This window comes from Anaerotignum propionicum DSM 1682 (genome assembly GCF_001561955.1).
Lineage (GTDB): Bacteria > Bacillota > Clostridia > Lachnospirales > Anaerotignaceae > Chakrabartyella > Chakrabartyella propionicum.
The window spans coordinates 2,950,328-2,973,950 of record NZ_CP014223.1 but is presented as its reverse complement, the minus strand read 5'-3'; the positions used below and the strand labels follow the sequence as shown (position 1 = coordinate 2,973,950).

Sequence of the window (23,623 nt, the reverse complement as noted above, 5' to 3'; positions counted from 1 at the left end):
TCGCCAACATCAAGCAAATAGGAAGAATAAAGGCTGATTCCTTTTGAGATGAATGGAATGATTTTATATGAGCGAGCAAGTAAAACCCTAGTTTTTCTTGTAATGGTGCCAGTATTCCTTGGATTTTTCTTGTCAATTGAAATATCTTTCACTCTGAACCTTTACCATTGAATGAACACTCCCTAGACAATTTATTAATAAAGTGAGGTCCTGTTATACATGTTTTCTTCAAACATTGTATAATGGGATTTTTTTATTTCGCTTTTTCCCTACAGAATAAAAAAGTAAAACAACATTTTTATGGGAAACCCTTATTTTTAGGAATACAATAGAAGAATTTCAATATATTTATATATAGACAAAGGGTGGATGGTGACCGAAAAAAAGGAAAAGCCCGAAATCAGTGTCTGAAAACTGCCGCAAGAATAGCGAAGGAGGTTTTTTATGCCGATGGAATGGGAAAGAGAAGAAATTGTATTGAAGCAGCAGGGTGGGAAACAAGCCTCCCAAATCTTGCTGGAAGGGGATATCATCGCGCCTGACAGCAAGCCTGACGTAAATGAAGTTTTGTGTTGCCATGGAAAAGTAAAAATGAAGGATGTAAGAGTGGGGGACGATCGCATCAACGTTTCGGGCGACTTGGATCTTACAATTCTATATTCTTCTGAAAAGGGTGACGATGCAGTATATGCGATGAAATCCAGTTTACCCATTGAGGATATCATCTACATGGATGGATTGGAAAAGGATATGCAGGTAAAACTAACTACAACATTGGAACATTTGGATTGCCAAGTAATCAATGATAGAAAGTTAGGAATAAAGGCAGTCATTGGATTGACAGCAAATGCAGAACGTGTACATAAAGTTAATGTTGTTGCACCTGGCGACAGCGGTGGAATGGCCTTTTTGGAAGGTAAGCTTCGCATGGAGGAAGTAGTTGCTGAGAAAAAAGAAGGATTCACGGTGAAAGAGGAAATTACATTACCTCAAACGGCACCGGCTGTTGGAGAGATTTTGAGTTGCGATTTTTATTTGACAGATCAAGAAGTTCGTCCAATGGATGGCAAGGTAATGATTCGCAGTAATCTTATTGTTAATATTTTATATACGGATGACCAGGGGACAGGAACTGTGCATTCATGGAGCGAAAAAATACCTTTTAACGGATATTTAGAAGCGGATAAGATTACGCCAAAAAGTGTGGTTGATGTAAATTTAACTATCGACGATGCCTCAATTAAAACCTGTCTTGATGACGATGGTGAGCCTAGAATTTTAGATATGAATGTATCTATTATGAGCGAGATGTCAGCATGGGATGCAACAGAGAAAACTGTGGTTACCGATGCCTATGCACCGGGTATGGAAACAGAAGTTATGCGGGAAACCGTGATTTATCCCGTTTGCATTTGCAGAGCAAAAAATCAATTTTCTTTAAAAGAGAAAATTACATTGGATCAAAGTGAGCTTCCTATGCTGCAGGCAGGGAAAACATGGGGAACACTACATATTCAGGACGTAAGCCCCCAAGAAGATATGATTCAAGTTGAGGGTGTTTTGAATGTGGAGATTATGTATTTATGCCAAGAGGATGATCATGCGGTTTGTATGGCAAATAAGGGAATTCCCTTTAACCAAAAAATTGAAATGAAGGGTGTTATGCCCTCTGATGAGGTAAGTACAAAAGGCAGACTTGAGGAGATGGATTTTCAGATTTTATCCGATCGAGAGGGTGAGTTATACGCATCTATTGTGCTTGAGGCAGATGCGAAAAGACAAGAAACCGCTCAGCTTGTTACGGATATTCGCCTAAAAAATACCGATATATCCCAAAAGCCTATGGCAGGCGCTGTAATTTATACTGTGCAGCCAGGAGATAGTTTATGGAAGATTGCAAAACACTTTGATACCACAATTGATCGTATTTTAATGGTTAACGACATTGAAGATCCTGATAAAATTTATCCAGGCCAGAAGTTATTGATTATCAAAATGATGCGATAACAGTATTATATGCGGGTTATTTCAACGATTTTTTTGAATTCCACCGCCTTTTTAGGCGGTGGATGCATATGAAAAAATATAAGAGGCGTACAAGATGTAATTTTAAGCATCATTTCCCTGCTTTCTTAAACTAAAAACACTTTGTGATAAGACGTAGTGGGATTGACTTAATTTGAGTATCTAAAAGGCCTTCTCAGCAATGGAAGTTGTTGGACGGATATTTTTATCAAGAGACATAGAGAGAGCTGTTATGCACCGTTTTATGAGAAAATAAAGCTATTTTATATAAGAATGGGATATGTCCCATCTTTGGGCAGACAGAGATACTGTCTGTTTTTTTGTGCTTTGCATAAAAAGAAGGGTTAAATTGAGAAAAAGCTCTTTACTTTAGCGTGGTAATGTGATAATATAATAAAGAGTTAAGGCCATAGGCCTTAGTTGTAGAAAAAATGAAAAAGGGGAAATGTAGTATGAAAAAATATTTGGGAATATTTGTAGCAATGCTAATGAGTGTTTCTGTGTTGGTGGGTTGTGGCAGCACTAATGGAAAAGCCAACGCAACTCCTGGACAAGATGCTACAGCGGCTGAACGTACAAAATTGATTGTTGGTTTTGATGCTGAGTATCCTCCTTATGGATACCGTAATGATGCGGGAGATTATGTTGGGTTTGACTTGGATTTGGCTGCAGAGGTCTGTCAGCGTCATGGTTGGGAATTGGTGAAACAACCAATTGATTGGGATGCCAAGGATATGGAACTAAACAGTGGTTCCATTGATTGTATTTGGAATGGCTTTACTATGACAGGCAGAGAGGATAGCTACACTTTCTCTGATCCTTATGTAGACAACAGCATTGTTTTTGTAGTGAAAGCAGACTCCGGCATTAAAACAAAAGCTGATTTGGCTGGAAAGGTTGTTATGACTCAGGCAGATTCTTCTGCATTAACTGCTTTGACAAATCAGGAGGATAACGATGAAAACCTTGCATTAGCGGCAAGCTTTGCTTCCTTGGAACAATCAAAAGATTATAATTCAGCTTTTATGAATTTGGAAGCCGGTTCCATTGATGCCATTGCTGTTGATATCGGTGTGGCGCAGTATCAATTAACCTCACGTGGAGATACATTTGCAAAGTTGGAGGAGCCTTTGTCTACAGAGCAGTATGCGGTGGGCTTTAAGAAGGGCAACACAGAACTTCGTGATCAGGTTCAGGAAACCTTATATGAAATGTTAAAAGATGGTACCATTGATACCATTGCAGCAAATTATAAGGATTATAATTTAGATCAAATGATTTGCCTTGGAAAGTAATTTGGTGTAAAATAAACGGGTGATTCAAGCGTGTCGGAAATCCGGCACGCTTATCCTTGCTTTTTCGAGGATATGTAAAAATTGCAAAATATGGGGGTTTTCTTATGGGTTCGGCCGAATATTTCAATATCATATACCAGCTTGGGGATGGCATGCTGGCAACACTGCTTATTTTTGTTTTAACATTGGTGTTTTCTATGCCATTAGGTCTTTTGGTGGCCTTTGCCCGCATGTCAAAATGGACACCCTTTGGGTTTTTGCTTCAAAAAGATGGTTCTGCGGGGAGAATGATTTCCAATGACAATCGCAAGACAAAATTATTGTTTTTATTTAATTCAATTAAAAGAATTTTGTGCAGTTGGACTGGGAACTTTAAGCCGATTCAGTTTTTGGCAAAAATATATATTTCTATTTTAAGGGGTACGCCCTTAATGCTTCAGCTTTTGGTGGTTTATTTTGCACCATACTATGTTTTTGGAATTAACTTAAGTAAAGAATATAGACTGATTGCAGTTTTAATTGGTTTTTCAATTAATTATGCGGCTTATTTTGCTGAAATCTATCGCTCTGGTATTGAATCCATTCCTGTTGGACAGTACGAGGCGTCCTCAGTTTTGGGTTATAATAAATATCAGACCTTTTTTAAGATTGTTTTCCCTCAAATGGTAAAGCGCATTTTGCCACCTGTGACCAATGAGATTATTACATTGGTTAAGGATACAGCTATGGCTTTTGTTTTAAATTACACAGAAATGTTTACGCTGGCAAAGCAAATTGCGGCGGCAAAAACCACGATTATTCCTCTATTCATTGCAGGTGCTTTCTACTTTGTATTTAATGCGGTAGTGGCTCATGTGATGGAGCGGGTGGAAAGAGCTTTGAGCTATTATCGTTAAGGGAGGGATAAACATGAAGGTATTAGAAATAAATCACTGTAATAAGAAATTCGGAGATAATGAAGTTTTGAAAGATATTTCCCTTTCTGTTTCAGAGGGACAAGTTGTATCAATTATTGGGCCATCGGGTTCTGGAAAATCTACCTTGTTGCGTTGTGCAACCCTATTGGAAACCATGGATGGAGGAGATTTGATTTATCTGGGCAACTATGCTGCTAAGTCAGACGATAATGGAGTATCCAGCTATGTGGATGAAAATAAGCTTAGAGAGATTAAAAAACATTTTGGGCTTGTGTTCCAAAATTTTAATTTATTTCCCCATTACTCTGTGATGAAGAATATTACAGAACCTCCCATTCTAATTGGGAAACGGCCCAAGGAGGAGGTTTTTGCTGAGGCAAGGGTGCTTTTGGCGAAGATGGGTCTTTCTGAAAAGGAAGATGCTTATCCCCATCAGCTTTCCGGCGGACAGCAGCAGCGTGTATCTATTGCCCGTGCATTGGCAATGAAGCCGAAAATTTTGTTCTTTGATGAACCAACATCTGCCCTTGACCCTGAACTGACAGGGGAAATTTTGAAGGTAATTAAGGATTTGGCGGCAGAGCATATGACCATGGTTATTGTAACCCATGAGATGTCCTTTGCAAGAGACGTCTCCAACCATATTATTTTTATGGACGGCGGTGTGATTGTGGAAGAGGGAGCACCTGAGGAAGTAATCAATAATCCCAAGCAGGAAAGAACAAAAGCATTTTTGGGACGTTTTCAACAGTAAGGTGGGAATTTTGTGGAAATTGACTTTATAAAAACCAGTCCAACGGAAAATATGACGATTTTAGTGGAAACTCCGCTTTCTGAGGAGCAACATCTAGAGGTGGCGGAAAAGCTAATGGCTTACAATAGCATTTATGGGGAGCAGGTGGGCTTTATTCAAGAGCCCAAGAATAAACATGCGGCAAAGGCATTACGCATGATGGCAGGGGAATTTTGTGGAAATGCTACCCTTTCCTTGGCGGCTTGCCTGATGGAGCAGAAGCAACTGCCCCTAAATGCAACAGAAACTGTTTTACTGGAGGTATCCGGTGCCAAGAATTTAGTTTCATGTGAAATTCAAAAGATAGAGTCGGGATATTTGGGGAAGGTTGACATGCCCTTGCCCTTTTCTGTGGATTGGGAGACATTTTTCATAGGAAGTAAAGCGTTCACACTCCCTGTGGTTCGTTTTGAAGGCATTGCCCATATTATTGTAGAGCGTAAATTATGGGGTGAAAATGCCAGAATGAAGGCGGAGCAGGCTTCTTCACTATGGGCAGATAGCATGCCTGATGCTTTTGGAATCCTTCTGTGGGATGGAGAAACCAGAGAGTTGGAGCCACTGATTTGCGTGAAAGGTACAAGCCTCATCTGGGAAAGGGGCTGTGGAAGCGGCACCTCTGCAATTGGTATATTTTTAGCAATACAAGCGAGGAGTACTGTTTCCGTAGATTGCAATCAGCCGGGAGGTACCATGGGGGTACAGGTTGTTATGACGGATGGGAAGATGACGGCGCTTCAAATTACAGGTCACGTTTCCATTGTGGCTAAGGGAAAAGCATATATTTAACGATAAGGGTGTATTGGCGAAAGCCGATACACTTATTTTGTCTCTCTACATTTATCAGGAACTACTCTTCCTTTGGGGGCTTTTGAAATGAATTTTTGAAAAGCAATCTCGTAGTGAGCAAAAACTGACATGGTTATACCCATGAATAAATGGGGCAAGAATTTAAACAAAATAAAAAAGGAAGAGCTATTTTTATAAATAGTACTTCCCTTTCAGACCTTCCTAATGGGAATCCGCAGGCTGGGCGTTGCCCATTCGAGGAAAATAGGGCGTTTCAATACCTTTGCCCTCAGGAGCGCATTTATTTGTCCTAAGCTAACTTAAAAAAGCTTGAAGGAACTGAGTTTTTTCAAAGAGTATCGATTTTATCCACACCAAAAAGGAAGGGCTATTTTTCAACGAATAGAACTTCCTTTTTGTTACTATTTCTGAAATAACTTTTTTAACATTGCAACGGAGTCACTCGAGGAGGACAATGCTTCCTGATTGCTCATAGTAGCCAGCTTTAGTTCCTCACGCATAATCATAATATCTTTTGGCGCGTCGATAGAAATTTTTACTTTATCAGCGGTAATATCCTGTATGGTGATTTTAATATCTTCGCCTATATAGATAGATTGACCAATTTTTCTTTGCAATACCAGCATATCAGCCCTCCTTAGGAATAAGATCCTTAAATGGGTATTTAAAGGGATATTCCGAGTTTTCCAATATAATTTGTTTTGCCAATCTGGTTTCTGTATTTACAATCACAGGACACCTCAAATTTGTTGTGCTCTGGGGAATGGAGTCCAGAAGGACACAAATATTATAAACGGTCAGATTGTCCGCATCCTTAAGTTTTAAATCTTGAATATCTGCTTCTGATAGTGAAACATTGTAATCATGAATAAAATTATAGGGATTTATCATCACAAAAGCGATATCTGCATCTTCAATGCTTTGAAGACAAACTGGAGAGTTTTCATGGTCATCAAAGCGGATTAAAAGAAATTTTTTATATTTCTCAAATCCAAAAAGCCCATTATTGAAAATAATAACATCATTGTCTTCATATGTCATATTGGAAAAATACTTTGTTACCAGTTCCATTTATTCACCTCGTTTGATTAATCATGCTCTTAAATCGGTAATCGGAACGTATTCGGGGTCTGCACTTGGCGGAACATATATAGGGCTTCCTATGTATTCAATTACAACATCCGGTCGCTGTGTAATGGAAATTTCAATATTGCCGGGAATAAACTCAAAGTTTCCATTCATAACCTTCCAGTCAAAATTAAGTTTATCCAATTGGTATTCTATCATAATTTCCGGCTTAGACCAATTCAATTCGGGCCTTGCGGTAGGGGTAAAGGTTATTCCCACGTTGGTGTTTACCTCTGTTTTTGAAGCAGCAATTTTACTAATGACATCTTCACCTATTTTTGCATTTAAAAATAGTTTTCCTTCCCTTGCATAAGCGGCGGTTGCCTCATAGGCGGCCATTTTACCTTTTTCTGCGGCATCCTTAATGCTCGTTCTTGCTGTTGGATTTACAGAATTATAACATTCAAAGGAATCAATATCTAATTTAATGGGGTTGCTTTTTATTTTCAAACCGCCATCATCTCTGGAAATTTCCAACTGTGCGTTTGAATTATTATATTCTAGACGTGCATTGTTTACTGTCATTTCAAATTTTAAAGGTACCGTGGTGATTTTCAATAAAGGTTCCACCGTTTTTGCCCTCCCTTCTACGCATTTGAATGTTTGTTATCTCATAAAATCTATAAAAGATTGGCTAAGAATACTGTTTCCAACCTTTAATGCAGAATTATACGCATATTGCGCCCAGGAATAATCTGTAATTGCTGCAGCCAAGTCAACATTTTCAACAGAAACGATTTTCTCATTTAATGTAAATTGGTTATCTTCCAAACGTGTTTGGGTCAATTCCAAAAAGTTGCTTTTTGTACCAATAGAGGTGATGAAGTCTGCCAGCTTACTTGATGATTCCGTAAATTGCTTGCTAAGTCCATCCAACTTTTGGGAATCAGCAGGATCTTTTTCCAATTCATCGGCGATACTGCCCAGTATATTCACCAAATTTTGTTCCTTGCCATCGCTTTGACCAAAGCCAAGGGCATTCAGACCGGATACAGCAACATTAAAAGCACTGTTAGTATCGATTTTTCCACTGGTAAAGGATAAACCAAATCCTAAGTCAACATAAACCGTTGCGTTAGTCATTTCCTTTAATTTTGTTTGCACGGCAGGGTCGGTGCTTGATACATCCAGCCCAAAGTATTGGAGCTTTCCATCTACCATTTCGAAGGGAGTAGAGTCAGTTGTTTGCCCACCAAACAAGAAGGATTCACCCAGCTTTGAATTTGCAGACATAACGATGGATTCTTGCATCTGTCTAAGGCTTGTTGCAATGGTTTTTCTTGATTCCAAGCTAGTGGTTCCTGTAATACCTTCCAAGATAAGAGCATTTGCTTTTTTTGCAATAGTGCTCATTTCAATTGCACTGCTCTCTACAGCATCAAATTGAGAAGACGCATCTTTTACGTTTTCGATATGATCCCCGGTTTCGATATATTCTTTTCTTAATTTATATGCAACTGCTGCGGAAGCGGGATCTTCAGATGCCTTCATGAAATTCCGCTTTGTAAGCACCCGATTTCTTGCTGTATCTAATTCAGCTGTAGTCTTTGAGAGGTTTGTTTGATAATTGCTCAAAACCTGATTTGTTGTTATTCTCATTTAAAGCAACTCCTTTTCATTATCGTCCAACAACGCCCATTTTATTAATGATGGTTTCCAAGGCCTCATCTAGCGTTGTCATTAATCTTGCGGCAGCCGCAAAGGATTTTTGATATTTTAACAAATTCATGCCTTCTTCATCTAAACTAACGGAAGAAATGGCATTTTTTGCACTTGAAATTTCGTTGGCAACGGACACATGATTTTCCAATAGCGTTTTTGATGATTTTATGTCAATACCCAATGTGGTATTCAGATTAGAAACAAATGAGTGAAAAGTACCAGTAAAGATTGTCACATCATCGGCAGGCAAAGCTCCTTTTTTTATAAAAGGCTGATCTGATTTTAGGGCATCAATCATTTTTAGAATATTTTCCTGTGCACCGGAGGCAGGCGTAGAACCGTCTGCATTGACGGATTTCGTTAAGCCATATTCAGAGTTTGCCCAGCCTGATGCAACACAGATATTTTTCGCTGTAATGGTTGTGCTACCATCGGAGGTACCAAACATATCATGTAATGTACCGCTGGGAAGGCCTGTATTATTAATATCATTAAAGGTTGAAGCAAGAGTATTTGCCATAAGGTCTAACATTTTTTGATAGTAACCAATACCGCGAAAAGAATCTTTGTTAGTATCAAATGCCCCGTTGGAATTCAGAAACTCTAAAGAGCCTTTTAAAGACCCGCTGGTCAGTTCTTTAAAAACATCGGTTCCAATTACGGCTCCACTGCTATTTTTAACGGGATTTCCCTCAGCATCTAAAATATTCAGCTGGGTTGTTCCCGCTGGCATATCGAGGCTTACATGGTCCAAATGATTTAAGAGGTTTATTGTATTATTTGCACCAACCAAATCAATTTTTAATTCGTCAATGGTTAAACTATCGGAGATTTTGGTTGGAACATAGGTCACGTCAATTTTCATATAGCCTGCCAAGTTATCAATCAAAACGTTTCTTTGGTCAATCAATTCCAAGGCTGGTGTACCATTAATTTGACCATCCTTAATTGACTTGTTTAATTCTGATATATTCTTTAAAATATTATTGATTTCCGGAACCTCAACTTGTTTCAGATTATATTCCTGATTGGAGCGGATGGTTTCCAATTGCTTTGCGCATTGGTTCAAATATTTTGTCAATGAGTCCGCAGAGGATTTAACCATATTTTCATATTCTTGGCTGCTAACCTGTCCGGCCAGCTTTTGCAGCATGGTGTTCAGATCACTCAGCTGTGTTTGAATACCGTCAGTGGCAATTTCATCCAAAACAGATTCAATTTCTTTCAGTCCTCCCAATTTCACGTCAGCCTCGCCAACCTTGGCCACTTCGTTTCGGAATCTGATATCCAGGTAGGGGTCTCTCACTTGGGAAATACCTGTAACCAGTACGCCATAACCTACATTGGCCACAGTTGCATAGCGCCCGCTGTTTTGAAGGTTTAAGCTGATTTGGTCAACTACCTGTCTTGTATAACCTTTTGTATTAATATTTGAAATATTCTGTCCTGTTACATCCAGCCCATACTGACTTGCGCGAAGGCCTAACTGGGCGGTAGTAAAAGCGCCAAACGTAGAACGCATGAAGTTTTCCCCCTTTGGTAATAAATCAAGAGTTAAGCAAATCTATTTTTTAAATTATTCCCAGAGGGTGCTTGTTGGGTTTCTGGGTTTTGACCTAATTTGCTAAGTGTCGTGTTGATGATGTGTAAATTAACATCGAGAGCAATTTTCACGCTGTCGTTAATTGCATGAAATTCATCTGTGGTTTTCTGAAGCTTTGCGAAAAGCTTACTACTTTCTTCCTTTTGCTCTGCAGGAAGGCGTGATATAATTTCTTTGTAAGTAAGACCATCAAAGCCCAAGGCTGAAAGGATTTGCTCCCGCTTTTTATCCAGCCCTTTTAGTTTTAACACCAAAACCTGTTCATTCTTAATACAGTTATTTAAGGCTTCTAAATTTTTGGAAGTAACGGATTCCAGCTTATCCTTTTCGATTGCAATAAGTGCTTCCAATAACTCAATTAAATGAATCACAATATTATGAAAATCAATTATGGTTGTCATTTTTTTCAGTCCTTTTCAATAGTTAACTTAACAGCATTTTTTTTGCAATTTGGTCGATATCAATTTGATAAGTTCCTTCTTCGATTTGTTGCTTCAGATCAGAAATTTTTTCCTCAGAGGTAGGCGCTGCTACTTCTTTTGAAATTTTATTTTTCAGCGCGTCAATAAAGCTATTCTGTTCTGGTGTTTCAGCTTTACCACAGATTATAATTTCATCATAATTTTTGGCTCTAGAAACAGAAGGGCTTTGTGAGGAGACATGGGTGCTTTTATCTTTATTTGCTGCATTTGATTGCAGATTAAAAAAATGGTTTCCGGTGACTTTCATAAAAATTTCCCCTTATTTATAGTAACGTAGTTATATTAACTGACAATTGTACTCACTTAATTATATCGGCAATTTAGCTATATAAATAATATTATTTGGATAAAAATTATAATCTGGATTTCTTTTCTGTTAAACTGCAAATTTGTTTAGTTATGTATGATGCTGATAGCACAGTAGTTAACAGGTTACATCTATTAAAATGAGTTCCAATAATTTTTGAAAATTTGATGCAAATAAAAAAGCCGAAAAACGCAGACTATTTCCTCGTTACGGAGACTCTGATTTTCGGCTTGTTTTGATTATAAATAACTTATGATTCAGGCGGAAGCAGTGGCTTATTCTTTATGTTAAAGGGTGGCCAAGTGCCTGCGTAAAACCAAGGGAATATTTTCATTGGAGGCTTCAATCATAACAGCCCCTATATTTTTTGCTACCATGGGCATTCCATAGACAACACAAGATTCTTTATTTTGTCCGATGGTGTATGCACCTTGTTGGCGCATATTCAAAAGCCCTTGGGCGCCATCTCTGCCCATTCCTGTCATGATAATACCCACAGCATTTTTTTTTGCAACTTCTGCCACGGAATTGAACAAAACATCCACGGAGGGTCTGTGGCCGCTTACTTTATCTGCCTGAAAGCATTTAACAACGTAATTAGAACCCAGCTTCGCAAGCTTCATATGGAAATCTCCAGGGGCAATTAGAACCAATCCATTTTTCACAATATCCCCATCCACGGCTTCTCGAACTTCCATTTTGCATATGCGGTTTAGCCTTTCGGCATACATTTTAGTAAAACCGGGGGGCATATGCTGCACAATCAAAATGCTCGGGGTATCTTCCGGCAAATCCTTGATTACGGAAATGGTGGCCTCTGTACCTCCTGTAGATGCGCCTAAAGCGATAACTGTTGTGTTTACCAGCCTAGACGAATTGATTGGTGCAAAACTTGGCTTTGCAGTTGCGGAAATTTTACTTGTACCTGTTATCGGCGTCACTTTTGCTCGGCTTGCAATGGTTATTTTTGCGGCGAGCTCTTCGATAAAGGCGGAAATGGTGTCGGATTTGGATAGCTCCGGCTTTTTCACAAATTCCACTGCACCGGCAGCCAGAGCATCAAACACGCTGATATTGAGGGCGGAAACCAAAACAACAGGAATCGGGCGTTCCGGAAGAAGCTGCTTTAAAAACTCAATGCCGTTTATTTTTGGCATTTCCACATCCAGCGTAACAACGTCAGGTTTAAGTTGGGGTATTTTTTCTTTCGCCTCAAAGGCATCTCTAGCATACCCCAAAACCTCAATATGGTCAAATTCAGCAAGCTTTTTTGTAAGTACTCCTCGGAAAAACAGTGAGTCGTCTACGACCAATACCTTGATTTTTTCATTCATAGAGAGCTACCTTTCTTTTTTAGGAATTCCTTATATTTTTCTGTATACTGCAGGCACAACATATTTATATTTTGTGCTATGCTTATTAATGGTTTCTGAAAGTCCAATAATAAGATATCCTCCAGGATTTGTAGAATCATAGAAGCGGTCTACCAAAGCATCCTTTGTGGGCTGATTGAAGTAGATCATAACGTTCCGACAGAAAATAACATCAAACGGAATTCTAAAATGTATGGGATCCATTAAATTAAACGTTTTATAGATAACGTTCGCCTTTAATTCAGGGGTTACTTCATATTGATCTGTATTAGCAACACGGTTAAAATATTTTCGCACCCATTCATTTGGCATATCCTTTAAGGAATCCCCGGGATAAAGTCCTTTTTGCGCTTGCAGAAGAACTTTTTGAGAAATATCCGTTGCTAAAATGCGGGTATCCCAATTGGGGGCATCCTTGCCCAAAAATTCTTTTATTAAAATAGAAAGAGTATAAGGTTCCTGACCTGTTGAACATCCTGCACTCCAAACACTTAAGACTTTATCCTTTTTATTCTTTACGAGAGAAGGTAGGATATTATGTGAAAAAAAATCAAAATGAGTCTTCTCTCGCATAAAATATGTGTAGTTTGTTGTTAGTTTATTCAACAGAACTTCCACATCTTTTTCCGTGGACTTAGTCAGGATAAAATCTACATAGTCAGAAAAATCATTGAAGCCCATGGAAAGCAGTGTTGAATTCAAACGTCCCTCGATGAGTTGCTTCTTCTTGGAAAGATTAATTCCGTACTTTTTTTGAATAAAAGTATAAAGACGGATGAAGTCATTTTCGTTTAAAGTATTCATGGATTAACCACCTTATTATTTATTGCTGATCAACCCTTGGCAATCCAAGGAGAACATAACGGTTCCGTCACTCAGATTTGTCATGCCATTGATAAAGTCCAAATTTTTGGAAGGAGGGTCGGAAAGCTTATTGGTCACATTGATTACCTGTAAAACAGTATCCACCAGAACGCCAATGGAAATTGAGTCGATTTCCAAAATGATGACACATGTGATAGCAACATCCTCATTTACGGGTTTATTCATAATTTGGCGAATGTCTATAATTGGGACAATCTGCCCTCTAAGGTTCATAATACCTTTTACATATGACGGAACCATGGGCAAAGAGGTAATGCCCGGATTTGTAATGATTTCAACTACATTATCGATTGGGATGCCATATACCAATTCGGCAGATATAAATGTAAGATATTTGTTTAAGTTTTCATCCGCCTCTGTTAAGTTAAATTCGTCATCCAACAGTTCGTGGGTCAGACTTTTTTCCATATTCATTGAAACATTCCCCCCTTATAATGAATTTTCAAATGCTGTTTGCAGGCTAAGCGCATCTAAGATAATACTGATATTTCCATCACCCAGAATAGTACAGCCTGCGATTCCGGAGTTTTTAATATTAAAACCGTTCAGGTATGGTGGCAGAGGTTTAACAACCACTTGCTGTTCCCCGATAAAAGAATCCACAAACAGGCAATAGGAGATATCGCTAGCTTCAACCCATACTAAAATACCTTCTTCAATATCCGTAACTTCTGTTTCCAAATTGTAAAGTTTATGCAGTCTAACAATAGAGTAATAATTTCCCATGCGCTCAATCATTTCATGACCCAAAGAATCATAAATGATTTCATCTTGCGTACATTTGAAAGACTGTCTGATATTTGTGATGGGGAGAGTGAAGGTAGATTTACCTACGGCGATTTCCATGCCATCCACAATTGCCAAAGTTAAGGGGATTTTCAGCGTAATACAAGTGCCTTCGCCCAATTCGCTTTCAATGGAAACGATACCGCCAACCTTTTCAATATTCTGTTTTACTACATCCATGCCAACGCCTCGACCGGAGAATTCGGTAACGATTTCGTTTGTGGAAAAACCGGGGGCAAGAAGAAGCATGAGAATTTCTCTTTTTGAATATTCACTTTCGGGTTTCGTTAAAATGCCGTTCCTTTTTGCTTTTTCCAATACCTTTTCTGTATTTACGCCGACGCCGTCATCAGAAATTGTAATCATAATATCGCTGCCGGTATGCTTTGCTTCCAAAACGATTTCGCCCTGAGGCTCCTTGCCGGTGGCAAGTCTTTCTTCTACAGTTTCTTCAATGCCGTGATCCATAGCATTTCTGACGATATGGATTAATGGGTCGTTGATACTGTCTACAATTGTTTTATCCAATTCGGTATTTTCACCGATAATGGTAAGGCGTACATCCTTATTCAAGCTTTGGCCCATATCCCGGACAATGCGGTTCATCTTATTAAATACACCGGAAATGGGAACCATACGCATGGACATAGCAATATCTTGCAGTTCATCTGTCAGTTTTCTAAGTTGTCTGGTTGATTTCAAAAAATTATCCAGCTTCAATCCCTTTAAATCGGGGGAGGAGGTGACCATGGATTCGGTTATAACAATTTCTCCCACGATTGCCATTAGGCTGTCTAATTTTGATAAATTTACACTGATAATGCTTTGCTTTGTCTGTTGTGTCTGCGTAGCAGGGGGGTTACTTCCTTTAGCTGGTTTGCTTTGGCTTGGAGTCACACTCTGGGTGGATTCCTTTAGCTGTAATTCCGGTTTTGCTTCCTCAGCTTTTGCAGCCTCAACAGTGGGATTGGCAATAACTTCGAAGGATGCAATGTTTGGTGCACTTTTTATTGCAGCTATGGTTACATCCATAACAGATTCATCATCCAAGAAGATGAAAAAACCATGATCAATAATATAATTGCAGGTCTCTGAATTATGCTCCACATCCTCAGGGTAAAACTTAAAATTGTTACCGATGGCGTCGGATATTGCATTTTTTACAATAAAAGCACGCAAATGCTCCATACCGCTGCCATCATCAAAAAGGATCTTAATGATATAAGGAGATGTGGTTGCGGGAATAGATTGCAAAACAGCACTATTCTGTGTTACGTTATTTTCAGCGGGTGCGTTTGTCATTTCAGCGGCTTCCAAGGTGCTTGGCTCATCTGCATTCAATTTTTCAATAAAAGTATTAATATCGTTTATAAAATGGTCGATATTATCAGAGATAGGTTCATTTTGCTCGATTTTTGCCACTTCTGTGCGCATAAAATCATTCGTTCTTAAAATTAAATTAAAAAGTTCTTTGCGCATCCCTTCAGACAAGGAATCGGTTGTATTGTTTTGCCTGAAGATGAAGAAAAGGTCTTCAAATCTATGGGCAACTTTAGAGATAGAATCAAATTCCATCATTGCCGAGGAACCTTTGATTGTGTGCATGATTCGGAAGATTTCATCAATATCTGGGGAGGAGAAAGCCTTTGCCTTTTCCGCCTCAAGCATGATGTTTTCCAGCTGCTCCAGTAGAGAATTTGTTTCGAAAAGATACATATCGATCATACTATCCATGCCGTTGTTCATTTTTGAGCACCACCTTAGTAAAGAATATGTTATACCATTTTTTATACCTTTTGGTTAATTATACTACATATTTAATTCGACAAAAAGAGGGAAAATATAATAGTTTAGTGGAAAGGATGTGAATTAATGTCAAATATTATGAAAGTCACTACTCCTGTATCGGGATATGAAAATGCTTCCAGAACGAATCCCATCACAACAAGTGATCCTAATATTAATAATATAACAAATATTAATAAAGTGACAAGACCTGACAGTAAATCTACGAATGCAGATTATCAGCAGAATGAGTTTGTACAAAACCATAGGTCAAATTATGAAGGTTTTTTGCGTGCCTTAAAAGAAACACCTTCCATGACGGAGCTGATGGGGGATTTGTTGTTTGTAAAACTGGGGAACATGGTAAATTCAGGGATTGATGAAAATTTTGCAGAAGAAATTTCTCGTTTTCTTGAGATGATCAAGCTCTCCAAGGAAGAGCTTGGGGTGCATTTGAAAAATCAGGCGGATGGTGCAACAAAGTTTTCTGGAGCTTTTTTCGATTTTTTAAGAGGAGCCCTTGCCCAATCGAATTCCTCAGATTTAAATTTTAAAATACTGGACTTATTAAAAAAATATAACGATTTTACTTCCAGCAAGCATATTTTGAATAGCATTGTCATTGATTTATCCAATTTATCCAAAAGCCTGCCCAAAAGTTATTCTGTTCAGCTTTTGGAAATTACAAAGCTTTTGGATCAAAATGCAAAGCCTGGGGATGTGTCAAAAAATCTAGAAATACTAAAAAAAGAAATGATTCCCTTCTTATCGAAATATATTAGTTATACAAATGATTTTGGTCGGGTCAGAGATATCATCTCCTCTTTGATGTTAAACATTGCTCGCTATGAAAATGCAAATAAAAATGGATTTATTGATGCATTTGAAGGCATTATGAATTATAATGTAATAAAGGATAAGCTTGGCAATATAGATTCCCAAACATTTGCTGACGTGCTGGTGCAGATGCACGGGGAGGATGGCAAGGGAAACGAGTATAACCAAAAGCTGATTGATATTTTGGAAAGAGGAATAAAAGGAGAGGCTGGCTACGAAAATATAGATATGTTTAAGGGGATTTTATCCTCAATGCTTTTAAACGAAAGCGTATATGTGCCGTTGATGCACATGACCCTGCCCTTAAATGTGGATGGGACAATGATGTTTTCTGAGCTTTGGATTGATCCTGATGATGAGGAGGGGAAGACAGGGGAGGATGAGAGAAAGGCAAAATTGTTGATTAAGTTCGATATAAAAGACGTAGGTTTTTTTGACTTAATTATACTGCATAGCAAAGGGAAAATCGATATGCAATTGTTCTGTCCGGAAAAAGTGCTTGCGCTGGATAAAGGAATCCGCGCAGGGCTGACAGAGATTATGGAGCGAAATGGGCTTGCAATTAAATCCATTTCTGTAGAAAAAAGCAAAGCGCCAATCAGCATATCAGAAGTATTTCCTAAAATTTATGAAAGGAAAAATACTGTCAATGTCAAGATATAGTGGTAAAATTAACAAAAAGGCTGTAGCTTTGAAATATGACAGCGATCAAGTGGCCCCAGTGATTGTGGCTTCGGGTATGGGCCATGTGGCTGAAAAAATTGTGGAGCTTGCCGCTGAAAACAGTGTGCCTGTTTATGAGGATACCTCCTTGGCTACGATTTTATCCAGACTTGAGCTTGGCGCAGAGGTTCCGGAGGAACTATATAAAGCAATTGTTGATATATATGTATATTTTTTAAAGTTTTCACCGTCAAATATACGGAATGACTCTGAAACAGATACGACAAAGGGCTAGCGCCTAGAGGCAAACGTACAAAATAGAGAGGAATCGCTTGGAGGGATAGACAATGTCAATTAAGTGTATTTTATTGGACGAACAAAATAATTTAATTGATTATGCGGATTTGAGTTTTTTGGGGAGTGGTGTTACTTTTTTGGTTCCCTATGAAGAGGTTACGCTAAATCAGTTTCATGAAGGAGAAAAGGTTGTTTTTCAGGTGGAGGATAAGTTTAATCAGATTTTTGATGCTGATATCACTGAAATTTCCTATGGCAAGCTTCATTTACAGGAAGTGAGAAATTTAGCACCGTTATTACATAGAGATGTTCGGGTTGAGGTTGATATGAAAACAACGATTTTCTACACCAAGAATGGGAAGGATATTCCTGTTGAGGTTCAACTTAGAGATTTAAGTTGTGGCGGTATGTGCATTGTTTGCAAGGAAGAACTGAGTGCGGAAAATGAATTTGAGTTTTTGACCAATTGGATAGATACACCAATTTTGGTGAAGTTCAAGATTTTACGCAGAGAGGAGGCAAGTTATAATCAATTTGCCTACGGATGCGAATTTCTTGGTCTGTTAAGAACTGAGGAGTGCTTGTTAAGGGCAAGTGTATTTAAGATACAAGCAATCAACTACAGACGAAAAAGGATGGATGAAAATGATGCAGTTTAAGAGATCGTTGCACAGTAAAATGAAGAGAATGGCCGCACTTGCTTTGACTGTAGCCATGACTGTGACGAGTTTTAGCTTTGTACATACGGAAAACGCATATGCTGCTTCGTTTAATATGGGGAACGAGAACCATTGGGCGGAATCCTTTATGCGTAATTTATATAACAGAGGGCTTATGAGTGGGGATAAAAATGGAAATATGAATCCCGATAAGCCCATAACTCGAGCAGAATTTATATCAATTATTAATCGTACCTTCGGTTATACCAAAACAGGAAAAACCCCCTTTAAAGATATTAAAGGAACTGAATGGTATGCCAAGGATATTGCTATTGCTTATAACCAAGGGTATTTTTCCGGCGATGGAAAAGGAACTGCCAATGCCAAAGCACTGTTGACTCGAGAGCAGGCCATTGCTTTATTGGGCAGAAATTTGCAGATTCAGGAATCACCGGGAATGACCTCTTCTTTTGCAGATAACAACAATATTGCAAACTGGAGCAGGGGCTTTGTAAATACATCGGCATCAAAAGGCTTTATTTCGGGCTATAGGGACAATACCTTTAAGCCAGGAAATAATATCACCAGAGCTGAGGTGGCAAAGGTCCTTACAGATGCTGTTGGTGAACTGGTGAACCATTCGGGTACAAGAACTTTAGGCACGCAAAATGGAAATGTAACCATAGCTGCTTCCGGGGTCACCCTGAAGGATACTGTAATTAGGGGAGACCTTTATATTACAGGGGGTGTTGGCCTTGGGAGCACGGTTTTTGACAATGTGCTTGTTTTGGGTGAAGTAATTGTAAACGGAACAGGGGAAAGTCAGGCGGGTAAAAGCAGTATAACCTTTAAAGATTGTACCATTACCAACCTTATTATCCCCGATACAAAGGGTTCCATTAAGTCTATTAAGTTAACGGGGAATACAATTGTTGATGAAACCCTAGTGAAAACCAATGCCTATCTGGAGGAAATGGCCAGCAAAGGCGGTGGTTTTAAGAATGTTGTATTGAATGGACCAGCAAAAACAGCACTTCACTTGGCAGGACTATTTGATAAGGTAACAGTAAAGGGATCTCAAAATAATCTGTATGTGGACAAGGATACCGTGGAAAACCTGGTGATTGATGAAGAGGCTGTAAACAGCAAGGTTTTCTTAGATAGCAATACCTATGTAAATGGTGCGTATTTGGATGTAGGTGTGGATATTTCCGGTACCGGTGAAATTGGATATCTAAAAGTAAACTCCGCAGGCAGTAAGATTGAAATGCTACCTGATGATATTGAGGTAAGACCAGGCTTAACCGCCAATGTAAAAGGAAAAAACATGACAAGCAAGGATGCGGATGAGGCATCCTCAGGCCCTAAAATTTTAGTGGATTATCCGGAAATGGAGGATGTTGGTCCTGCAGATGCAGTGGCAAAATTTAAAACAAATAAGCCCGGCGTTATCTATTGGGCGATTACTCGCTATGAGGATGGCAGAACCAGCATAGATGAGCTGATTAAGCCCGGAAAGTATAATACGGAAATCAAGAAAAATGGTTCTATTCCAGTGGAGTCAGATAAGGAATACACTGTAAGAATTACAGGCCTTGAAATGAACATGGAGTATACGCTGTCAGCAGTTTTGGTGGATGACAGAGATGATAGAAGTGCCAGAAAAACGGCTAATTTTACCACCAAGGATAACAGTAAGCCCGGCTTCTTATCCGGATATCCCCGAATAAAGTCGGTTACAGATGTGGCAGCTGCCATTGAATATGTTACTTTAAAAGACAGTGATATGTATTGGGCGGTGTATGAAAAGGGATATCCTGCGCCGGATGCAAAAGGTCTCAAATCTCAAAAGCTCTATGGAGCGGTGAAAAATGGCATAAAAACAAAGTGTTTGAAATATGAGGGGGGAACCCTTGATATTTCAGGCTTGAAGGAATTAAGCAGCTATGATTGCTATATTTTGTTGTCCGACGGTACCAACGAATCTTCGGTGACAAGACTTTCCTTTAACACAACTGATGCTACTCCACCACAGTTTAACTTAGGTTATCCCAAAATTACCGCTACGGATAAAACAAGCACTGAAATTGGGGTTAGCCTGAACGAAGAAGGGTTTGTTTATTATGCAATTTACGAGGGTGGAACTTCGTTCCCTGTAAAAGAGCGGCCTGATGCAGACCCACCTCTCATTTCCTCTGATGATGCAAAGCAGCAGGTAATCAAAGGTAAGGGCGCTGAAAAGATTGGTAAGTCCACAAATATGAAGGCTGATACGGTGAGCTTAATCAAATTATCCGGTTTAAAGCCTGAATCGGAGTATGATGTGTATCTTGTTGCTCAGGATAAGAGTGGTAATTTATCGGAAATTAAGAAAATTTCCATTGAAGCTAAGCCTGAATTTATAACAGGTTATCCCAGAGTACAGTCGATAAAAAATTTATCTGCCGACATCGCGGTAAATGTAACTAAAAATTGTAAAGCATATTGGGCCATTCTTCCTAAGGGTAGTATCGCTCCCACGGAAGTGAATCTGAAAGCACAAGTAATTTCCGGTGCGACCAATATGGGAGTTCTTGAAGACTGCAAGAAGAACGAGGAGAAAGTTTTAACGGTAAATGGCTTAAAGGAATTTGCTGAGTATGATTTTTATATCCTTGTTACCGATGGGTTGACAAGCTCGGCAATTGCCAAGCTTCAAATTCAAACGGCAGATTTAACACCTCCCGTTTTTGCCAATGGATATCCTGCATTGGACAAGGTGGCGGATAAATCCTTGGATGTTAAGTTTAAGGTAAATGAAAACGCAACGATTTATTATGTATTGTGCAAAAAAGGCGATACCTTCCCCCTTCCTGCAACTCCCGGTGGAGCGCAGCCAACACTGGATTCCGATGAGGCGAAAAATCAGGTTGTGTTGGGCAATAGCGGTCTAAAGAACGGTAAGGTGACTGCGAAACAAAATACAGAGGGAAAAATCAGTATCACAGGATTGGCGGCGGAAACGCCATATAACCTTTATATTGTAGCGCAAGACGGTTTTAATAATATTTCCAATGTAATTTACATGGATGTGAAAACAGCAGACTTCACTGCGCCTAAAGCTGTTTTGGAGTTTGAAGAAACCATTAGCGGCGATGTGGTTGCAGGAAGCGAAATTCGCATCAAATTCAGTGAAGAGGTTGTAGATAACGCTACGAAGAAAAAGCTCTCTACGTTGGATAAATCCGAGCTTGAGAAAAATATTACTTTGTATGATTTGTCTGCATTAAGAAGGCCTGTAGTTCCAATTGATTTCTCCAAGGTTCTGGTAGAGGATATTGATGGGAAAACTGTGGTTACCTTCCCCAAAGGAATATTGGGATTAAACAGCGGAAATTCATATGAATTTGAGCTAAATAAAATTGCGGACACCTCGGGAAACAGAATGGATGAGAAAACCCTTTTGCCTTCCTTTAATACCGTGGCACCTATGGTAGAGATTATGGAAACGGTTTCCTCGGCGGATATAGACATGTCCTTTGAGCTCACACCTCAGGTTACAGAAACAAACGATAATATTTTTTATGACATTGTGTTCCAGAGTAATGAAAAAGTAGGCTTTGAGGTATATGAAAAGCCTAAGGGCAGTGCAAACTTTACAAAAGTTACTTCTGGAGGGAAAAGTATTGTTATCGTGGAAAAGGGTAAGTCAGTATCACTTCAAAATATAAAGGATAAAATTTTTGGGGACCCTGATGAAGATAATCAGTATAACTATGAAAGATTTAAAGATTTAAAGCAGACGGAATACGGAATAAAGATTGTTTCAATCAATGGAGATACGGTGAAAAAAGGTTGGTCCAGCACAGTTATTTTCGGCGTTAAATGCATTATAGGCGGCAGTTCAGCCTTGAGCCCTGTTTCCGATAATCCAACGGATCGACTTACGGAAGCCATTGGTGCAGGAAAGGTTACAGTGGTAAACTATCCTAAAGATTTCAGTGTGAAGGTGTACTTCACAGATACCATCATTCCGGATTTTGCAACAGGATATCCTGCTCTTGTAAACGCAGAAGGGGCTAGCAAGGTGGGGGATACCCTGATTAGACCGTTGGTAATGGTAACAAAGCAATCAACCTTCTATTACCTGATTGCAAAAGAAGGAACAGTGGTAAATCCTACGACGGATGGTATTATGAATGGAACATACAAACCCCAAGATGGCGTTTATGGCAGCTTTCCTATTTTAAGTGCAGAGACAGAGTACGAGTTTAGAATTGAAGGCCTAAAGCCCAATGTGAACTATGTAATGTATTGCTTCTTGAAGGGAACACCGGCGGCAACTTCCCCGATGAAGGAAATTAAATTTACTACCGTTTCTGTTGCAGCTCCAAAGCTGAATAGTGCATATATCAGGGATAGGTTGGAGAATTCTGCAATTATTGATATTGCCCTTGATAAGGAAGCAGATATTGATTGGATTGTGTTTAATAAGCAGTCCATGCCTTTGGAAACGGTAATTGATGGAGATTTTATCCGAAAGAGAGAGGAAAATATCGCATACAGACCCATTGATTTTGGCTCTGCTTCGGCAAAAATCAGTAAGGGAGACACATTAGCCAGAGCAACCATTACCATTAATAATATAGAGAGAAATGTATATTACAATTTCTATGCAGTGGCAAAAAGCCCTGCTGGTGGTGGCGATTCTACTATTATTAAGGTAATCAATATTACGCCGGCGGATAAATCAAAACCAACAGTAATTGCAGATACAGTTATTACAAATTACGGAGATATTTATGCACAAACACCGTATAAGGGTACGTTAACCTTAACTTTCTCTGAGCCAATGTTCTATCTTCCTGAGGAAGAGGCGGCTTTAAAGCCGTTGGATGTTACTGTGTTCAAACAGGGACTGGAGATTGGACTTGCTGAAAATGAAGATTCAGGGAATATGAAACTTGAAGTAATATCCTATAAAACTGCAAGTACAGATTCAGGTGAAAGGGCATTAACCTCTGTTACCATAAGGTTTAGTGGTATTTACAATAATTCGGTAATAAATTTCCCTTATGCGTTATCTGATAAGAATACAAATATTGCTGGATTTTTGTATATGAAATTTGTAGATAAGGAATTAGAGGGTGGAATTAGGGCCAAATCCTTCTGGACACAGCAATTTATTTCGTAAGAGAAAAGCAGAAGTACTACGTTTTGGAAGTCGTCAATACCACAAAGGTTCTTTTCAGGCAGACAAATTTAATTGTCTGCCTGTTTTTTTGTTTACTAGTGTAAAGCTTTTATAACTTTTAATAAGCTTAGAAATTGTTTATG

20 protein-coding genes are annotated in these 23,623 nt (G+C 38.9%); 9 read left to right on the top strand and 11 right to left on the bottom strand.

Annotation, left to right across the window (positions count from 1 at the left end; translation table 11 throughout):
• Positions 1–444 precede the first annotated feature (444 nt).
• From CPRO_RS14005 to CPRO_RS13985, 5 genes are all read left to right on the top strand, one after another.
• Positions 445–2,007 carry a DUF3794 and LysM peptidoglycan-binding domain-containing protein gene (locus CPRO_RS14005; protein WP_066053189.1) on the top strand — a complete coding sequence of 521 codons (1,563 nt, stop codon included), beginning with the start codon at positions 445–447 and terminating at the stop codon, positions 2,005–2,007.
• 470 nt (positions 2,008–2,477) lie between these two features.
• Positions 2,478–3,320 carry an amino acid ABC transporter substrate-binding protein gene (locus CPRO_RS14000; protein ID WP_066053185.1) on the top strand — a complete coding sequence of 281 codons (843 nt, stop codon included), beginning with the start codon at positions 2,478–2,480 and terminating at the stop codon, positions 3,318–3,320.
• 104 nt (positions 3,321–3,424) lie between these two features.
• Complete coding sequence (locus CPRO_RS13995) at positions 3,425–4,216, top strand: amino acid ABC transporter permease (RefSeq protein ID WP_066053182.1); 792 nt, start codon at positions 3,425–3,427, stop codon at positions 4,214–4,216.
• 13 nt (positions 4,217–4,229) lie between these two features.
• A complete protein-coding gene (locus tag CPRO_RS13990; protein ID WP_066053179.1) occupies positions 4,230–4,991 on the top strand; it encodes an amino acid ABC transporter ATP-binding protein in 762 nt (253 codons plus the stop codon).
• A gap of 12 nt (positions 4,992–5,003) precedes the next feature.
• Positions 5,004–5,819 carry a histidine racemase CntK family protein gene (locus tag CPRO_RS13985; RefSeq protein ID WP_082754381.1) on the top strand — a complete coding sequence of 272 codons (816 nt, stop codon included), beginning with the start codon at positions 5,004–5,006 and terminating at the stop codon, positions 5,817–5,819.
• Between the two features lie 422 nt (positions 5,820–6,241).
• Here the strand turns inward: CPRO_RS13985 and CPRO_RS13980 are convergent, their stop codons facing one another.
• The 11 genes from CPRO_RS13980 to CPRO_RS13930 all read right to left on the bottom strand — a co-directional run bounded on the left by CPRO_RS13980 (position 6,242) and on the right by CPRO_RS13930 (position 15,812).
• Complete coding sequence (locus tag CPRO_RS13980; protein ID WP_066053177.1) at positions 6,242–6,466, bottom strand: carbon storage regulator; 225 nt, start codon at positions 6,464–6,466, stop codon at positions 6,242–6,244.
• 1 nt (position 6,467) lies between these two features.
• A complete protein-coding gene (gene fliW / locus CPRO_RS13975) occupies positions 6,468–6,911 on the bottom strand; it encodes a flagellar assembly protein FliW (protein WP_066053174.1) in 444 nt (147 codons plus the stop codon).
• 21 nt (positions 6,912–6,932) lie between these two features.
• Entirely contained in the window at positions 6,933–7,538 is a 606-nt protein-coding gene (locus tag CPRO_RS13970) for a DUF6470 family protein (RefSeq protein WP_066053172.1), read from the bottom strand.
• Positions 7,539–7,574: 36 nt separating this feature from the next.
• Positions 7,575–8,567 (bottom strand): flagellin N-terminal helical domain-containing protein, encoded by a 993-nt coding sequence (locus CPRO_RS13965; protein WP_066053170.1) that lies wholly within the window; start codon positions 8,565–8,567, stop codon positions 7,575–7,577.
• A gap of 19 nt (positions 8,568–8,586) precedes the next feature.
• Positions 8,587–10,152, bottom strand: coding sequence for a flagellar hook-associated protein FlgK (gene flgK, locus CPRO_RS13960; protein ID WP_066053168.1), 1,566 nt, complete (start codon positions 10,150–10,152; stop codon positions 8,587–8,589).
• 32 nt (positions 10,153–10,184) lie between these two features.
• Complete coding sequence (locus CPRO_RS13955; RefSeq protein WP_066053165.1) at positions 10,185–10,634, bottom strand: flagellar protein FlgN; 450 nt, start codon at positions 10,632–10,634, stop codon at positions 10,185–10,187.
• A gap of 22 nt (positions 10,635–10,656) precedes the next feature.
• The gene (locus tag CPRO_RS13950; protein WP_066053162.1) at positions 10,657–10,962 is read right to left on the bottom strand and encodes a flagellar biosynthesis anti-sigma factor FlgM; all 306 of its coding nucleotides are present in this window, start codon (positions 10,960–10,962) and stop codon (positions 10,657–10,659) included.
• Positions 10,963–11,309: 347 nt separating this feature from the next.
• A complete protein-coding gene (locus CPRO_RS13945; RefSeq protein ID WP_066053157.1) occupies positions 11,310–12,356 on the bottom strand; it encodes a protein-glutamate methylesterase/protein-glutamine glutaminase in 1,047 nt (348 codons plus the stop codon).
• Positions 12,357–12,386: 30 nt separating this feature from the next.
• Positions 12,387–13,199, bottom strand: coding sequence for a CheR family methyltransferase (locus CPRO_RS13940; protein ID WP_066053155.1), 813 nt, complete (start codon positions 13,197–13,199; stop codon positions 12,387–12,389).
• Between the two features lie 15 nt (positions 13,200–13,214).
• Positions 13,215–13,694: a chemotaxis protein CheW gene (locus tag CPRO_RS13935; RefSeq protein WP_236782358.1), complete on the bottom strand. Its 480-nt coding sequence runs from the start codon at positions 13,692–13,694 to the stop codon at positions 13,215–13,217.
• 15 nt (positions 13,695–13,709) lie between these two features.
• A complete protein-coding gene (locus tag CPRO_RS13930) occupies positions 13,710–15,812 on the bottom strand; it encodes a chemotaxis protein CheA (protein ID WP_200777688.1) in 2,103 nt (700 codons plus the stop codon).
• Positions 15,813–15,938: 126 nt separating this feature from the next.
• On the opposite strand from CPRO_RS13930, the gene CPRO_RS13925 reads away from it, so the two are divergent.
• The 4 genes from CPRO_RS13925 to CPRO_RS13910 are packed head-to-tail and all read left to right on the top strand — an operon-like array spanning position 15,939 to position 23,480.
• Positions 15,939–17,351 carry a hypothetical protein gene (locus tag CPRO_RS13925; RefSeq protein ID WP_066053152.1) on the top strand — a complete coding sequence of 471 codons (1,413 nt, stop codon included), beginning with the start codon at positions 15,939–15,941 and terminating at the stop codon, positions 17,349–17,351.
• On the top strand, positions 17,338–17,646 hold the full coding sequence (locus CPRO_RS13920) for an EscU/YscU/HrcU family type III secretion system export apparatus switch protein (protein WP_066053150.1): 309 nt from the start codon (positions 17,338–17,340) through the stop codon (positions 17,644–17,646). Before CPRO_RS13925 ends, CPRO_RS13920 begins: the two co-directional genes overlap by 14 nt.
• A gap of 52 nt (positions 17,647–17,698) precedes the next feature.
• Entirely contained in the window at positions 17,699–18,307 is a 609-nt protein-coding gene (locus CPRO_RS13915) for a PilZ domain-containing protein (protein WP_066053147.1), read from the top strand.
• The gene (locus CPRO_RS13910) at positions 18,294–23,480 is read left to right on the top strand and encodes an S-layer homology domain-containing protein (RefSeq protein ID WP_066053144.1); all 5,187 of its coding nucleotides are present in this window, start codon (positions 18,294–18,296) and stop codon (positions 23,478–23,480) included. The genes CPRO_RS13915 and CPRO_RS13910 overlap by 14 nt, the downstream gene beginning before the upstream one ends.
• Positions 23,481–23,623 lie beyond the last annotated feature (143 nt).